Origin of the sequence: Methylophilus sp. YYY-1 (assembly GCF_029132825.1) — a bacterium.
GTDB lineage: Bacteria > Pseudomonadota > Gammaproteobacteria > Burkholderiales > Methylophilaceae > Methylophilus > Methylophilus glucosoxydans.
The window spans coordinates 981066-997541 of record NZ_WOVG01000001.1 but is presented as its reverse complement, the minus strand read 5'-3'; the positions used below and the strand labels follow the sequence as shown (position 1 = coordinate 997541).

The following is a 16476-nucleotide window of genomic DNA, read 5'->3' as shown; positions in this document are numbered from 1 at the left end:
TTAGGCTTCATCCGTATCTGGCCGGATGCAGTTGCGCCCGGCGCGTTTGGCGGCATACAAATGATGGTCAGCCCGTTCAACCACTTGTCCCAGCGTTTCATCATTGTGCATCTCGGCCACGCCAGCACTCACCGTGATATGTACCACCTGGTTGCTAAAGTGAAATTGCAATCCGGCTACCGCGGAACGGATCAACTCGGTGATGTCGCGCGCATGCTGCATATTGCATCCCGACAGCAACAGTAAAAATTCCTCACCGCCCCAACGGCACACCACATCCTCTTCGCGCACATGCGATTTGATCAGTTGTGCCACGCGAGACAGCACACGGTCACCCGCTTCGTGGCCATAGGTGTCATTCACCTGCTTGAACAGGTCAATATCAATCAGAACCAGCGACAAGGCTTCATCGCGGCGCTTGCGGCGGGCCACGGCCTGCTTGAAGTAAAACTCAAACACCTGGCGACTGGTGACCCCGGTCAGTTTATCCTGCGTGGCCATGGTCTCCAGTTTGTCGTGGTAACCGCGTACTGCGACATGCGCGAGGAACAACACAATGGCACTAATCACCAGTGCCACGGCCAGGTTAATCATAAACGCGGTTTCAATACGCTCCGAGCTTGGGTCGTTCACTTGCTCCACAATCAGATACCAGTCAAACTCCGGCACCAGACGGCTATTGAGATAAAGCATGCTGCCATTGTTGGCTTTGAATGAGAATGATGCGCTGGGGGAGGTCAGCACTTTCAAAAACGCTTTGTCCAGGCCAGACTTGTTTTGCAAGTGTAACTCGGAGTGGTAATGACTGCTTTGCAGCATTACCTCGCCCTGGCGATTGACGAAATAAATTTCGCGCCCATAGCGTTTCTGGTAGTTTTCTATCAGTTCGACTACCGTCTGCAACGACAGGCCGACACCGATCACGCCAATAAATTTGCCGGATTTATCTTCGATACGGTAATTGACGAAAATGCTGAGGCGTTTGTGGTCAGCGGTATCGCGGTCAATATTGATGACATAAGGATGCGGTGAATCTTTGGCCGTGAAATACCAGCTGTCGTCCGGATTACTTCGTGAAACCCGCTTGATCACGCCGGTGGGGTGGTAGTAGTTCAGCGAGCTGTCAGAGACAAAGAATGCCGTGATGGTGTTATATTTTTTCTGGATTTGTGCCAGATAACTGGTCATTTTGCTGGCATCCTGCTCACCATCATTGACCCAGTCAAACACAAATACGTCATTCGCCATCAGCGAAGAGATCAGCAAGGGTTGCAGCAGGTCGCGCTGGATTTCAGAGTAGATATTGTCGCTGGTCAGCGGCAGCATTTCCTGCTCCAAGCGCTCAGTCAGCGAGTCCTTGGCCACGAAATAGCCGATCAGGCTGGTCGCCACAAACCCCGCCAGCACGATCGCGCTGAGAATAACGGTATAGAAACGCTTGTTTACGACCATAACGACCAATGACCTGAAGATGCTTGAACAGCCAAAGGCTGAGATAACTGTGGATTATCACAAAATCCCCATTCTACTGTTCGGCTGAATAGTCCGCTTTTTAATGCCGTATTCATACAATTGGCATGAATGATTCACCATGGTGTATGGCGAGGCTAGTGCGGATGGGATCTGGCAGCATGTTCATGTAAGTAGCCAGCGGCAGGGGCAGGCGTGCCGCCCAGTTTTTGTGGTAACAGGGAGCCGATGACCATGGCGACGGTACTGACCATGAGACCGATCAATTGTGCCGGAATCAGGCTGTCCTTGACCATCACCTCTATCAGGATCCAGCTGGTAATGCCCAGTAAAATGGCAGCCAGCGCCCCCTGGCTGGTGGCACGCTTCCAAAACGCACCAAACAGCAGTGGTACAAAGGCACCGGCCAGCGTCACCTTGTACGCGCTTTCTACCATGCCAAAAATAGACAGTTCAGAGTTAAGGGCATAAAACAGCACCATGGCCGCAAAGCCGACCAGGCACAAGCGCATCACGCGCAAGAAGTGATGATCGCTCATCTGTGGCATAAAGCCCTTGACCACGTTTTCGGCAAAGCTGACTGAGGGGGCGAGCAAGGTGGCAGACGAGCAGCTCATGATGGCAGACAGCACTGCCCCAAAGAAGATGGCCTGCGCCAGCAGGGGGGTATGCGTTAACACCAGCGTCGGCAGCACGCGTTGCGAGTCAGTGGCGACCAAGGTGCCAAAAGTCGCCGGGTCTATGAGTGTTGCGGCATAGGCAATAAACATGGGCACAAAGGTGAAACAGAAGTAAATGCTGGCACCCAGTAGCGAGCCCCACAAGGCGATTTTCCCGGTTTTTGCCGAGGTGATGCGTTGAAACACATCTTGTTGCGGGATAGAGCCCAGCATCATGGTCAGCCAGCCTCCCATAAAGGTCAGCCATACGCTCCAGTCTGTGCTTTGCGGGAAAAAGTGCAGCTTGCCCGCGTCACGCGCATGGGCAATGACTGGCGCAATGCCGCCGGTCTGGCCGGAAACCAGATAAGCGATAAACAGCAGGCCGCCAATGACCACGATCATCTGTACAAAATCCAGGATAGCCACAGATAACATCCCGCCCAGCGTGGTGTAGGTGAGGACAATGGCCGTCCCCAGCATCATGCCTGCCTGCTCTGAAATGGCGCCATGACTGATCAGGTTAAAGATCAGGCCCAGGGCTTTGATCTGTGCCGCTACCCAGCCCATGTAGGAGACGACGATGGCCAGGGTGGTCAGCACCTCTACGCTACGGTTGTAGCGCATGCGGTAAAAGTCGCCCAAGGTCAGAATGTTGAGTTTATACAGGCGGCTGGAGAAAAAAATCCCGGCCAGAATCAGGCACATGCTGGAGCCAAACGGGTCTGCGGCCACCCCGGTCAAGCCCTCACGCACAAAGGTGGCGGACACGCCAAAGACCGCTTCTGCGCCAAACCAGGTGGCAAATACGGTGGCGGTCACCACCGGCAAGGGTAAGTGGCGGCCAGCGACTGCATAATCCTTGGTGCTATGTACATTCCTGGCAGCGAACAGGCCTATCCCGATAGAGACAAGTAAGTACGCCACCACAAACCAGATCAGCACAGTCCGTTTCCCTTGAGTCAGTTGCAAAACGCCGATTTTAAAACAAAACCTGGCCTACACAGGGGTTCTCAATCTGGCTGTAGTAAAAAAGGCCCGAAAATCAGGCCTTTTTTACAAATCTGCACGTTTGATAGCCACTACTCCACCCGTTTCCAGGTTTGCGAACGGCCAATCAGTGAAATCCCGATAAAGCCACGCACCTCCAGTTCGTTGCCATTAGGGCTCAATGTCATTTTACATTGGTAGGTTTTGCCGTTTTCCGGGTCCAGAATCTCGCCATTTTCATACACTTGGGGCTTGCTACCGGCTTTGAGGTGTTTGGCGATGGTCATGCCTATGATTTTTTGCCCTCTACGCTCGTCGGTACATTTGTCACACACCGCATCGCCGGTGTCTGTGGCTAGCAAGCCTTTTTCGACAACGGCATGGTATTCCCCGCCGGATTCGGCAATGCGAACCAGTGAGCGAGGTTTGCCGGTTTTATCGTCCGTCGTTTGCCATAGACCGCTCAAGTCGGCTGCCTGCAAGGCCATGGGTAACATCATCAATACTGCAACAAGTAGCTTCTTGGGGGATGCCATCATGTACTCCTTTAGTGAGTGAACAGTAAAAACAAGCTGGCAAATTGAAGCAATACCAGCACGAGAATGGCCATCGTCGCCCATTTTTGCCAGGTGGCCTGCTTGTGCTGGCTGTTTAGCAAGGTATCAATATGGGTTTGCTGTTTGGCCAGCTCGCTTTGATTGCGCAGATATTGCTCCAGCAGGCGCGGCATTTCTGCAGCATGGGCAAGTACATAGGGGAGCTCACGTTTTGCAGATTTAAGCAGGCTGCGCCAGCCGATCTGCTCGCTCATCCAGCGCTTGAGAAATGGTTTGGCGCTTTGCCACAAGTCGATATTCGGGTCCAGTTCACGGCCCAGGCCTTCAATATTGAGCAGGGTTTTTTGCAACATAATCAGTTGCGGCTGAATATTCACGCCAAAGCGGCGTGACATCTGAAACAGGCTGAGCAGGGTGCGGCCAAATGAAATTTCCTTCAGCGGCTTTTCAAAGATCGGCTCGCAGATGGCGCGCACGGCTGTTTCGAGGGCTTCTACATTGGTATCTGCCGGCACCCAGCCAGACTCAATATGCGCCACTGCCACATCCCGGTAGTCACGGTTGAAAAAAGCGAGGAAGTTCCGCGCCAGATAATACTGGTCGGTAGGCGTGAGGCTACCCATGATGCCAAAATCCAGGGCAATGAATTTGCCTTTATCCGGCCCCTCTGTCACCACCTGGATATTGCCCGGATGCATGTCGGCATGAAAAAAACCATCACGGAATACCTGCGTAAAAAATACCTCTACGCCTTCGTGAGCCAATTGGGTCAGGTTGATGCCATAGGCCTGCAACGTGGCGGTTTCGCGGACAGGCGTGCCAAACATACGCTGCATGGTCATCACTTGCTTGCGTGAATAGTCCCAGTAAACCGTAGGCACCAGCAGGCGACGGTCACTGAAGTTGCGGCCAAGCTGTGCGCACTGTGCAGCTTCCAGGGTCAGGTCCAGTTCGTGCTCGGTGTGGCGGGCAAATTCATCCACCATTTCATCCGGCTTGAGACGGCGCCCTTCACGGGAGAGTTTTTTGACCCACCAGGCCAGCGTGCGGAGTAAGGCGATGTCTCTATGAATAATGGCGGCAATATTGGGACGCAACACTTTAACAGCTACCTGTTCGCCACTATGCAGTTTGGCAAAGTGCACCTGGGCCACCGAAGCGCTCGCGACTGGAACCGCGTTAAACTCGGCGTAGACCGTCGTCAGCGGGGCGTCAAAGGCCTGCTCAATAATACGCTCCACTTCAGCGTAGGCAAATGGCGGTACCTGGTCCTGCAGTTTGGTCAGTTCATCGGCCACATCCGGCGGCAGCAAGTCGCGGCGTGTAGACAGCATCTGGCCAAACTTGACAAAAATCGGGCCGAGTTTTTCGAGCGCCAGCCGCAAGCGGACGGCCCGTTTCTCCGGCGCATGGCGCCAGAATAACAACCCGTTGAGTAGTCGCGAGCCCAGGCCTGGTTGATTGTCACGGACAAAGAAAATATCCAGCCGATACCAGATCAGCATGCCGATAATGTGAAAAAAGCGTATCCAGTGCATCAGGGCTGACTTTCTGCGGTGGCGTTGGCAGCTAACAGTTTTTCTACGCGTTGCTGCAAGCGGTCTGTGTCTTCCCTGAGCTGGTCGACGGCCTGGTTAAATTGCGTGATGCGGGCTTTTTTTGCCAGTAACGGCTGCTCTTCTTGCCAGTATTCCACCAGCATTTCTCCCAGGTTTTTGGCCTGGCCCTGCAAGCGCTGCATGGTTTGCTGACCGAGTTGGACGACTTCAAAAGCCGCCACATCGCCGACCACTTTACTCAAGTCTTCTTCGACATCCCAGCGGATGGCCGCCAGAATCTTGCCGACTTCCATGCCTAGCGCACTGTCGCCATCAATTTTAATCAGGCTATGCGCCTGCGGATCTTGCCTCAGTAGCCGCATGGCCAGGCTGGGCGGCAAGTGAATGGTGGCATCTGCCATGGCGGTATCGCCTGCAACTGCCAGCTCACCATTGCTTAACACTGTCAGCATGACACGGGCCACTTTAAAGTCTAGACAAAGATGACTGTGCGCATACGGCTGTAACCTGGGAGCGGTCCAGCGGTTTTGCTGCATCAAGTGCTGCAGCACGAATTGAATCAAGGGCTTGAACATGGGGTTAGAGTTTGATGCCTTTGTGCAGCGCGACCACGCCTGCAGTCAGGTTGTAGTAATCGACTTTTTCAAAGCCTGCTGCATGCATCATCTGTTTCAAGGTTTCCTGGTCAGGGTGCATGCGGATGCTTTCTGCCAGATAGCGATAGCTGGGCTCATCGTTGGCGATCCATTTACCAAACTTAGGCAGCAGTTTGAAAGAGTAGGTGTCATAAAGTTTCTCCAGTGGTTGCCAAACCTTGGAAAACTCAAGCACCAGCAGGCGTCCGCCACGCTTGAGCACACGTTGCATTTCTTTGAGCGCAACGTCTTTATGTGTCATGTTGCGCAGGCCAAACGCCACAATGACACAGTCAAAGGTTTCATCAGCAAACGGCAGTCCTTCGGCATTACACTGCGTGGCCGGAATGGTCAGGCCGGCATCAATCATACGGTCTCGGCCCACGCCCAGCATGGAGGCGTTAATGTCGGTCAAAATGACCGTGCCGGGATTGCTGGGAGACTGGGTCGCCACTTTTTTGGCAAACAGGCGCGACAGGTCGCCACTGCCGCCGGCAATATCGAGTACTTTGTCACCCTGCCCAACGCCGCTGACATCCACGGCAAAGCGTTTCCACAGCCGATGCATGCCCGCAGACATGACGTCATTCATGATGTCGTATTTTTGCGCCACCGAATGAAAGACTTCGCCCACTTTTTTCTGTTTTTCCCGTTCATCGACGGTTTCAAAGCCAAAGTGGGTGGTTTTTTGCTGCTCAGTGTTGGATTGCATGCTTGGGTTCCTTGCGCGTATGGCCTGCCATGGTGAGTTTGGCGATGTAGTCTTGCCACAGGCTTTCATAATGTTGTGCCAGATAATACAGATAATCCCACGAATACAGCCCGGTATCATGACCATCATCAAAGATCAGTTTGATTGCATAGCGGCCAACCGGTTCAATGGCGCTGATGTTCACATCCTGCTTGTCCAGTTGCAGCACTTCCTGGCCTGCGCCATGCCCGCGGACCTCGGCAGAGGGCGAGTACACACGTAAAAATTCGCATGACAGCATGCATTCCGTCTGGTTATCGAAATGAATTTCCAGCAAGCGCGAGCCCTGATGCAGTTGGATCAGGGTAGGGATGGGGCAATCAGGATGTAGACCGCTCATATGATTGAAGAAAACCGTGTTTGGGGCCGTTAACTTGAATATTGCGCATGATAGCAGATGCACGCATCTACCGCATGGCAAGCAAATGTTTCATGTTAGGGTTGATAATTCATTTTATTTGTGAATTAATAGCTGTACTTGCATGATTTATTTGATCTTTTAACAATTCATGTTAGATTATAGAAAAATAACAACAAGTAGGTCACCTTAATAAAATTGCAGCAGGTCCTATGGAAAATAACCGACTGGCACAACAATTTGATTTGTACACACGCTGGCGTCAATCGATTGCTGATGTACTGGGAGAGTATCGACGCTGGATTGCGGACAAGCAGCTCAGTGATGTGCAGTTAGATGAGCGCATACAGCAGCAACTCAACCGCTTGCGTGAAGACAAGCTCAATGTCGCTTTTGTTGCAGAGTTCTCACGCGGCAAGTCAGAGCTCATCAATGCCATTTTCTTTTCAGGGTATGGTCACCGGTTGTTGCCATCCGGTGCAGGCCGTACCACCATGTGTCCCACCGAACTGCGTTATGACACCGGCAAACCCGTTAGCCTGTCACTGCTGCCGATTGAAACCAATACCCACCAGATATCCATTACTGAATATCGCCGCATGCCGCAAGCCTGGTCTGTGGTGGAGTTCGATGCCCATTCGCGCGACAGCATGGTTGAAGCCTTCAAGGAGGTCAGTCGTACCCGTCGCGTGACAGTGCAAGAGGCGCAGTCGCTAGGTTTGTATCATCCTGACAATTCTGACGATGCCATGTTGATCGGCGCAGATGGCCTGATGGAGATTCCATGCTGGCGGTATGCCATGATTAATTTCCCGCATCCCTTGCTCAAGCAGGGCTTGGTAATCCTTGATACGCCCGGCCTCAATGCCATCGGTGCCGAGCCTGAGTTAACCATGAGCATGCTGCCGAATGCGCATGCCGTGCTGTTTATTCTCGGCGCGGATACCGGGGTTACCAAATCCGAGATGGAAGTCTGGCGCCGTTATATCAGTGGCGCACGCTGGAAGCAAAAAGGCCGCATGGCGGTGCTCAACAAGATTGATGGCTTGTGGGATCCGCTCAAGACAGATGATGAGGTCGAGGCTGAGCTTTATCGTCAATTGCAACATACTGCTGAGTTACTGGGCTTGTCTCGCGACCAGATCTTGCCAACCTCTGCCCAAAAAGGCTTGCTGGCCAAGGTCAAAGGTGATGTGGCCTTGCTGCAAAAGAGCCGCTTGTTGCAGCTGGAGAAAAATCTCTCGGATGAGTTGATCCCGGCCAAGCAGGAAATTGTGCGCGAGAGCCTGCAGGGTGAGATTGACGACATGATGCAGCAAACGCGGGTGACCCTGGAAACCCGACTGCAAAGTGTGCTAGACCAGTCGGACGAGTTGCGTTGCTTGCAAGGCAAAAATGAAGACGTGATTGCGCAGATGATGCGCAAGGTGAAACAGGACAAGGTCAATTTTGAAGTCGGCTTGCAACGTTACCAGGCTTTGCGTAGTGTGTTTTCCGTGCAATCCAACCAGTTATTTCACCATCTCGGCATGCCAGCACTCAAGAACAAGGTGCGTGAAACGCGTGAGACCATGATGAAAGCCGCATTTACCAAAACCATGCGTCAGGCCATGGATGACTTTTTCAGTGACCTCAAGCGCCGGATGATGGATGCAGACGTGCATGTGCTTGAGATCAAGAAAATGATGGAAGCCATGTATGAAAAATTCTCCAAAGAACATGGCCTGTTGCAAAAGTCGCCCCCCCCATTTTCCACTTCACGTTACCTTAAGGCCCTGAATAAACTCGAAGCGATTTACCGCGATCAGTTCAATACCACCTTTAACATGATTGCGCATGAAAAGCTGACGCTGACCAGTAAATTCTTTGAGACCCTGGCCAGCCATGTCATTATCGAGTATGAAGCCGCTAACCGCGATACAGAAAGCTGGCTTAAAGCCGTGATGGCGCCTATGGAAAGCCAGATGCGTGAGCATCATGTGCAACTCAAGCGCCGGGTCGAAAGTATCAAACGTATTTATCAGGCCACCGATACCCTGGAAGAGCGTATTGCGGACCTGGAGCAGGTGGAACTCTCTATTCGCCAGCAGTTGGCAGATCTGGATCATTTGCATGCCAAAGCCATGACGGCGTTGATGCATGAAGAGGTTGTCGTGAAAGCTGCCTAAGCGGTGATTGAGGCCAAGACTTTTGGGGGCAGAGGGTAGACCTCTGAAACACGAACATAAAAAAACGGGTGACTGGCACCCGTTTTTTTATTTGCTTTCCAGCATATAGGTTTTGATCTTTTGCATCGCCTTTTGCTCAATCTGGCGGATACGTTCAGCCGAAACACTAAATTCTGCGGCCAGATCATGCAATGTTGCCGTATTGCCCTCGGTCAGCCAGCGGGCTTGCAGTACACGACGACTACGCTCATCCAGCTGCTGCAAAGCCATGCTCAGGCCTTCTGTCTGCATGTGCTCAGTCTGCAGGTTTTCCAGCAAGGTAGAAGGTTCAGGACCTTCATCCTCCAGAAAAGCGATTGGGCTGTACACTTCTTCGCCATCCTCGTCCACTTGCGCATCCAGAGAGATTTCCTGACCATTGAGGCGGTATTCCATCTCGGTCACGTCTTCTGGTTTCACATTGAGTTCAGTCGCAATGCGTTGAACATCTTCCTGGCTTAAGGTCTCAAACCCATTTTTCATGCTCCGCAAGTTAAAGAACAGCTTGCGTTGCGCTTTGGTGGTGGCGGTCTTGACCAAACGCCAGTTCCGCACAATATACTCATGAATTTCAGCCTTGATCCAGTGCATGGCAAAAGAAACCAGACGCACACCGCGATCGGGATCAAAGCGTTTAACTGCTTTCATCAAGCCAATATTACCCTCTTGGATCAGGTCTGATTGGGGCAGGCCATAACCGCTGTAACCACGAGCAATGCTGGCGACCAGACGCAAGTGCGACACAATCAGCGCACGCGCAGCCTCAAGGTCCCCGCTTTGTTTCAGGCGGGTCGCATAACCGTATTCTTCTTCAGCGGTCAGCACCGGAAACTGCTTGATAGTCTGCAGGTATTTATCCAGGCTGTCTGCCGATGCAACGACAGGTAATGTAAAAGCGTTGATAACAAACTCCTTAGGTATCAAAAGAGATTTAAAACAATTTTAGCACTCAATGTATGAGAGTGCTAGTCTCTGGCAAAGTTCCAACTGGCTATCGCATTTTATAAACTAAATCCGGCTCGAAAATCAGAATAAAACCCGGAATTCAACCTCATTTTTGGAGGATCAATCACTGCCGGAAGGCGTTGGCAGGGAGATCGGGATAATGGGAGGATATTCATATGGCGGACAGGCAATACTGACGTTAGCAAGGGCATGGGGCAGTGGGGTAAATATGTTGTGCAACTTATTGGATCCTATGCAACACAACGCGCAGAACCGGATGCATGAAGCTAAACCTTAATAGTTAACGCTTGAAACCAGTCACTGCAATCCGTTGTGATGTTGGGTGGGGCATCGCCGCTTGTTACGCATGCGTGCTTTATCCTTCATCGCGGCACAGCAATGTGCTGAGCCTGATAAAGGATAAAGCATCATAATCGGTTTGGCTGACACTGTGCTTACAGTATCCGGTCTGTCATCAGGCTCACGGTATTGAATGGTTTCAGATTAATCCCTGCCGTGACCATGGCCACGTCCCGGGCCGCCAGGTCTGCCTCCTGGCCCTGGTGGGCCATCATGCCAGTGATCCCAACCGGGACCAGGCCCAGGTGGACCAGGATGTGCCCGGTAATGTGGCACATAAACATTCTGATACCAGCCATCCTGTACAAAATAGACCTGACGACCACAAGCGCCATAGCCGCCGCAATAGCGTGCCCAGCGCTTCATATGGCCGGGCGGTACATGCAGATACATGGGGGGCTGCACCACGGCCACCGGTGGTGGCTGGATAATCACGGGTTGCGGGTAGACCACTTGCGGCACTGGATAAGCATCACCGAGGACTATCTGGCCGTAAAAGCCGGGTTGTCCCACGCTGACCGCGACACCGGCTTCTGCGGTCGTGGCCAGGGCAATTGTCCAACATAATGCACCTGCCATGAGTATTCTGAGCATGGTTACCTTCTTTCTGTCTGTTTCAGAAAAATGCAGATTGATTTGCATAGGCGGATTTTAGAAAGGCTATGCCCCGCAGAGCAGTCTGATTATTCTGATAGCGTTGTCAGAGGGTGCTGACAGTCATTGCCTGGTTTTTATGATGAATGATTTTTGAGAGAACTAATCGCATGGGGCGGATCAACAGGCTCAGGTCAAGGCACCTGGGCAGATGAGATGGTTAAATCAATAGCTTGTTAATTTCTGGCTTGTGATGCTTCTGTCTTGGCGCGAGTGTAAAGTGGTCTCCATTGACAGCCTCGCGTGCCTGCCAATGGCACCATCCGATTGACGGACGGCGACTGGCAAGCAATTTTTTACTTCACATTTCGTACGGCCATCCAGCCCAAGTCATGCATACAGGAGACAAACGCACGTTTAAAAGTCTGTGTCTTGTAATCAGGCAGGTAGTTTTCTCCCAGCTTTTTCTCGCAGCTGGCTTGGTCACGGGATAGCTGGTTAGGGAAAGCCCCCATTTTCCACCATGAATTGATCGAATACGCTACATCAGGACCGTCATTCACTGTGCTGTGTGGCGCAGCAGGGGCTGATTCAGGTGCGTCGTTCGCTGGCGTTAAGGCTGCCGAGCTGGCTGGGTCGGAGGCGGCACTGGTTGCTGCCGGGCTTGCTTGTGGTTTTTTTGCAACAGCTGCAGCTTGCACTTTCGCTGCATTCTCTTTGGATAAGTCTATAAAAGGACTGGGCTTGCTTTGCATGCCACCGCGGTTATCCGAAGCCTCTATAGTTGCAAATAAAGGGTCAAACGCATCTAGCTTGGGTTTTTTCCAACCATGCTCTGCCAGGCATGCCGAGAGCTGATCGCCGCTGCCACGGCAGGCTTGATGCGCCCTTTCGATGTCCTGCTGGTTGCCGCCTTGCTTGTAAGAAATCTGGCCACACCCTGCCAATAAGGCGGTTGTTAATAGGTAAGTTAAAAGACGCATTGCGAGTCCTGTTCGTGATTTGTTATGCGCAGTCTAGCGGGCTTTTCACGCCCTCGCCACTACGCAAATTGACGTATTTGTCCTACAACCCCCTCTCGTTAAGCTGAGCGCAAGTTTTGATCAACTGTGATTTGAATTTAACGAGAAAGGGAACTTAGATGATGAACTTGAAAAAATGTGCCTTGCATACTGCGGTAGCAATGGCTTGTGGCCTGGGTGCACAACTGGCAAATGCGGGTGCAACAATCAACTTTGGCGAAGATAAATATATTGGCCTTGGGTTTGGCTTTATCAGCAGCTATAACTCAAAAGAGGACGCTGTGAATCAAGGCAGCGATCGTTCAAACGACTTCGCTCTGGATAGTGCTCGTATTTATATCTCTGGTTCTTTTAACAAGTATATCAAAGGCATGCTGAACACTGAAAAATCAGGTGGCGGCTCTGCAGGCTCTAATGTTGAAGTGATTGATGCCAACGTGCAATTTCAGTTAACCCCTGAAGTGGCCATCTGGGCAGGTCGTTTCCTGTCTCCGAGTGACCGTGCCAACATGGCAGGTCCTTACTACTCCATGGGTGGTGGCTACTGGGCCAACATTGCTTCACGTTATGGCTGGAACGGTGGTGTGATTGGTCGTGATGACGGTGTGGCTATGGTTACCAGCTTTCTTGAGGATCATCTTAATGTTTCATTCGGTGCCTTTGAAGGTAACCAGATTTTCCGTTTTAGTGGGGTTGGCGCGCAGTCACAATCTTCAACACATAAAGATAACCTGATGTATGCCGGTCGTGTGCAATACGATTTCTGGGATGCAGAACCAGGCTACTACGGTACAGGCAACTACTTTGGTGCTAAAGACATTCTTGCCATCGGGGTTGCTGGACGTTACAAAAAAGATGGTGTTGTCAGCCCTACCAATGTGGTGGGTGATTACAAAGCTTACAGCGTGGACTTCCTGTTAGAGAAAAAAGATGTGGGTCCTGGTACCTTTTCTGCTGAAGCTGCTTATTACTACTACGGCACCGATGGTGTGTTTAAAGGTGAGCAAGGTCATGCATACTCCGCTGGCTTAGGCTACCTGTTCCAGGAACAAGTAGGCTGGGGCAAATTCATGCCTATCATTCGTTACCAGAAATTTAACGCCGATGGTGTGACAAGCTACAACTCGACAACGACAGCTTTTACCAATACCACCGGCGGTGGCGCAAGCAAACGCTTTGAAGTGGGCACCAATTACGTGATTGCACCTTACAACGCGACTTTGACAGCCACCTACGGCAAAGAAGATACCGCGACGGCTTCTAATAAAGATTTCGTCCGAGTCGCCCTGCAGATGCAGTTCTAATCAACACCTTATAACCCTTTTCCACAAAGGAGATGAGCGTAATGAAAACAATAGTGAAGTTGGATTTGGATAAAAAACCATGGGAGCAGGATGGTCAGATTCATAACCGCTGGCACCCCGACCTGCCGATGATTGCCATGGTCAAGCCAGGGGATGAGTTCCGTGTTGAGTGTATGGACTGGACCGGTGGTCAGATCGGTAATAACGATAGCGCCAATGATGTGCGTGACGTTGATCTGACACAGGTGCACTACCTGAGTGGCCCGATTGGCGTGGAAGGTGCTGAGCCGGGTGACTTGATGGTGGTGGATATTCTGGATGTGGGTACTTTTGATGAATATCAATGGGGCTTTAACGGTTTGTTTGCCAAGGAAAATGGTGGGGGCTTTCTGACCGACCACTTCCCTGAAGCGAGCAAAACCATCTGGGATTTCCACGGCGTGTATACCACTTCCCGTCATGTGCCTAAGGTGCGTTATGCCGGCATTATGCACCCGGGTCTGATTGGTTGCCTGCCATCCAAAGAACTGCTCGAAACCTGGAACAAGCGTGAAGGCGACCTGATTGCAACGGATCCGGATCGTGTCCCGCCACTGGCTTGCCCTCCGACTTCACAATCTGCCGTCATGGGCCGTTTGAGTGGTGATGCTGCCAAAAAAGCAGCGGCTGAAGGCGCGCGTACCGTGCCACCACGTGATCACGGCGGTAACTGCGATATCAAGAACCTGACCAAAGGCTCAAGGGTGTACTTCCCGGTCTATGTGAAGGATGGCGGTCTCTCCATGGGTGACCTGCACTTCTCACAAGGCGACGGTGAAATCACTTTCTGCGGTGCGATTGAAATGGCCGGTTACCTCGATATCAAGGTTGGCCTGATCAAGGATGGTGTGAAGAAATACGGGATTAAAAACCCTGTGTTCCAGCCCAGCCCGATCACACCGACTTACCGTGATTACATGATTTTTGAAGGCATTTCGGTTGACGAAGCAGGCAAGCAACATTACCTGGATGTGCATATTGCCTACCGCCAGGCTTGCCTCAACGCGATTGAGTACCTGAAAAAATTTGGTTACAGCGGCGAACAAGCGGTATCCATCCTGGGGACTGCGCCGGTAGAGGGGCATATCAGTGGCATCGTCGATATCCCTAACGCTTGTGCCACCTTGTGGGTCCCGACCGAGATCTTTGAGTTTGATATCCGACCTAACGCGGATGGACCGAAGATCATGGTGCCGCCAGGCATAGATGTGTCCACTTGCACATAACAATGAGTGTTGATCGCGTGCAGTTTATTTGATCAGACTTGATAGGAAACCAAGATGCCTCTTTACGAATATGAATGTGACAGTTGTGGCGTATTTACTGCGCTACGCAAAATGAGTGAGTCGAGTTTGCCTGCCTACTGCGATTGTTGCGGGGCAGAGAGTCCACGGATTTTATCTGTGCCCAAACTGGCCATCATGGACAAAATGCAACGGTCTGCGCATGAACGTAACGAGAAATCTGCCAACGAGCCGCGTACAGCCAGACGTTCCAGCTGTGGCTGTACCGGATCACACACGTGTAAAACCAAGCCGCCGGTCAACCAGGATACAGGTAAACCGGGCTTGCAAATGCAGACCAAGAAAACGGCACGGCCGTGGATGGTCGGGCATTAATCAGCGACATCAATCCCTTAATTATTGATTTTATTGATTTATCCATAAAGGAGAAGAAGTAATGAGTACCTCAAACAGACGCGGTTTTATGAAGGGCGCATTGGTCGGTGCCATGATGGCCGCAGGCCTTATCAGCGGTCATGCATTTGCAGCGGATTATCCGACTGCAAAAGTGAATACGACTGGCTTGGCAGTGACTGACTCCACAGTAAAAGTAGGTATTCTGCACTCTGCCACCGGCACGATGGCGATTAGTGAAACCGGTTCTATCCAGGCTGAAAAGCTGGCGATCGAACAGATCAACGCCATGGGCGGTATTCTGGGCCGCAAGATTGAAATTATCCAGGAAGACGGTGCGTCTGACTGGCCAACTTTCGCAGAAAAAGCGAAGAAACTGCTGGAAAAAGACAAAGTGGCTGCTGTGATGGGCTGCTGGACGTCTGCTTCACGTAAAGCGGCTTTGCCAGTGTTTGAAAAAGACAATGGCTTGTTGTTCTACCCAACCTTCTACGAAGGTCTGGAGCAATCCAAAAACGTGTTCTACACCGGTCAAGAAGCGACACAACAAATTCTGGCAGGGTTGGACTGGATCGCTAAAGAGAAAAAAGCCAAGACTTTCTACCTGATTGGTTCTGACTACATCTGGCCACGTACTTCCATGAAGATTGCCCGTAAACACATCGAGCAACACTTGCATGGCACTGTGGTGGGTGAAGAATACATCGCCTTGGGTGACACCCAGTTCGGTTCTGTGATCAACAAAATCAAACTGAAGAAACCTGACGTGATCTACGCAGCGGTGGTGGGCGGTAGTAACGTGGCATGGTTCAAACAATTGAACGCTGCCGGTTTGAACTCCAGCAAACAAACCATGTTGACCATCTCCGTGACCGAAGACGAAGTGTTGGGTATCGGTGGTGAAAACCTGGCTGGTTTCTACTCTGCGATGAAATACTTCCAGTCTCAAGACAATGAGGCTAACAAGAAATTTGTAGAAGCATTCAAAAAACGCTGGGGTGAGAAGTCTGTGATCGGCGACGTGACACAAGCTGCTTACCTGGGTCCATGGTTGTACAAGGCAGCCGTTGAGCGTGCAGGTAGCTTCGATGTAGACAAAGTGCAAGCAGCATTGCCAGGCTACACCTTCAAAGATGCACCAGAAGGCCCTGTCACTGTGGAAGCCAACCACCACCTGACCACCAAGCTGCGTATTGGTCAGTGGGGTAAAGATGGCCAGGCCAAAGTGGTATACACCTCTGATTACATCAAACCTGATCCATTTCCAAAAGGCTATCAATAAGCTAGTCCTGTCGTAAATGCTTAAGCGGTAGCCGGTCAATCCGGCTACCGTTTGGCGCAAACAGCATTCAAGTTGTAAAAAATTTCAAGCAGTCAGCAATTTTGAGA

At 51.5% G+C, this 16476-nt stretch carries 15 protein-coding genes; 5 read left to right on the top strand and 10 right to left on the bottom strand.

Translation table 11 applies throughout. From position 1 onward, the window contains the following. The 7 genes from GOC95_RS04730 to GOC95_RS04700 form a co-directional block, all read right to left on the bottom strand. Positions 1–1452, bottom strand: coding sequence for a sensor domain-containing diguanylate cyclase (locus GOC95_RS04730; RefSeq protein WP_194748383.1), 1452 nt, complete (start codon positions 1450–1452; stop codon positions 1–3). Positions 1453–1607: 155 nt separating this feature from the next. Then, entirely contained in the window at positions 1608–3074 is a 1467-nt protein-coding gene (locus GOC95_RS04725; RefSeq protein ID WP_194748382.1) for a sodium:solute symporter family protein, read from the bottom strand. A gap of 137 nt (positions 3075–3211) precedes the next feature. Next, positions 3212–3655, bottom strand: coding sequence for a DUF2147 domain-containing protein (locus GOC95_RS04720; RefSeq protein ID WP_275356091.1), 444 nt, complete (start codon positions 3653–3655; stop codon positions 3212–3214). An 11-nt stretch (positions 3656–3666) separates the two neighbouring features. Then, positions 3667–5214: a ubiquinone biosynthesis regulatory protein kinase UbiB gene (gene ubiB / locus GOC95_RS04715; protein ID WP_194748380.1), complete on the bottom strand. Its 1548-nt coding sequence runs from the start codon at positions 5212–5214 to the stop codon at positions 3667–3669. Next, positions 5214–5810, bottom strand: a complete 597-nt coding sequence (locus GOC95_RS04710; protein ID WP_194748379.1) for a hypothetical protein — start codon at positions 5808–5810, stop codon at positions 5214–5216. Before GOC95_RS04710 ends, ubiB begins: the two co-directional genes overlap by 1 nt. Positions 5811–5814: 4 nt before the next feature. Continuing rightward, complete coding sequence (gene ubiE, locus GOC95_RS04705) at positions 5815–6582, bottom strand: bifunctional demethylmenaquinone methyltransferase/2-methoxy-6-polyprenyl-1,4-benzoquinol methylase UbiE (RefSeq protein ID WP_194748378.1); 768 nt, start codon at positions 6580–6582, stop codon at positions 5815–5817. Continuing rightward, positions 6566–6961: a DUF971 domain-containing protein gene (locus GOC95_RS04700; protein WP_194748377.1), complete on the bottom strand. Its 396-nt coding sequence runs from the start codon at positions 6959–6961 to the stop codon at positions 6566–6568. Before GOC95_RS04700 ends, ubiE begins: the two co-directional genes overlap by 17 nt. 230 nt (positions 6962–7191) lie before the next feature. On the opposite strand from GOC95_RS04700, the gene GOC95_RS04695 reads away from it, so the two are divergent. Continuing rightward, positions 7192–9147, top strand: a complete 1956-nt coding sequence (locus tag GOC95_RS04695) for a dynamin family protein (RefSeq protein WP_194748376.1) — start codon at positions 7192–7194, stop codon at positions 9145–9147. A gap of 87 nt (positions 9148–9234) precedes the next feature. Here the strand turns inward: GOC95_RS04695 and rpoH are convergent, their stop codons facing one another. From rpoH to GOC95_RS04680, 3 genes are all read right to left on the bottom strand, one after another. Continuing rightward, positions 9235–10110, bottom strand: coding sequence for an RNA polymerase sigma factor RpoH (rpoH, locus tag GOC95_RS04690; protein ID WP_275356087.1), 876 nt, complete (start codon positions 10108–10110; stop codon positions 9235–9237). A 525-nt stretch (positions 10111–10635) separates the two neighbouring features. Continuing rightward, a complete protein-coding gene (locus tag GOC95_RS04685; protein WP_194748375.1) occupies positions 10636–11085 on the bottom strand; it encodes a hypothetical protein in 450 nt (149 codons plus the stop codon). 356 nt (positions 11086–11441) lie between these two features. Further along, a complete protein-coding gene (locus GOC95_RS04680; RefSeq protein ID WP_275356085.1) occupies positions 11442–12068 on the bottom strand; it encodes a hypothetical protein in 627 nt (208 codons plus the stop codon). Between the two features lie 158 nt (positions 12069–12226). On the opposite strand from GOC95_RS04680, the gene GOC95_RS04675 reads away from it, so the two are divergent. From GOC95_RS04675 to urtA, 4 genes are all read left to right on the top strand, one after another. Further along, on the top strand, positions 12227–13411 hold the full coding sequence (locus tag GOC95_RS04675) for a porin (protein WP_194748373.1): 1185 nt from the start codon (positions 12227–12229) through the stop codon (positions 13409–13411). 41 nt (positions 13412–13452) lie between these two features. Continuing rightward, a complete protein-coding gene (gene fmdA, locus GOC95_RS04670; protein WP_194748372.1) occupies positions 13453–14676 on the top strand; it encodes a formamidase in 1224 nt (407 codons plus the stop codon). Between the two features lie 54 nt (positions 14677–14730). Further along, positions 14731–15069: a zinc ribbon domain-containing protein gene (locus GOC95_RS04665; RefSeq protein WP_275356083.1), complete on the top strand. Its 339-nt coding sequence runs from the start codon at positions 14731–14733 to the stop codon at positions 15067–15069. A 61-nt stretch (positions 15070–15130) separates the two neighbouring features. After that, positions 15131–16369, top strand: coding sequence for an urea ABC transporter substrate-binding protein (urtA, locus tag GOC95_RS04660; protein ID WP_194748370.1), 1239 nt, complete (start codon positions 15131–15133; stop codon positions 16367–16369). The last annotated feature ends 107 nt before the right edge of the window (positions 16370–16476 follow it).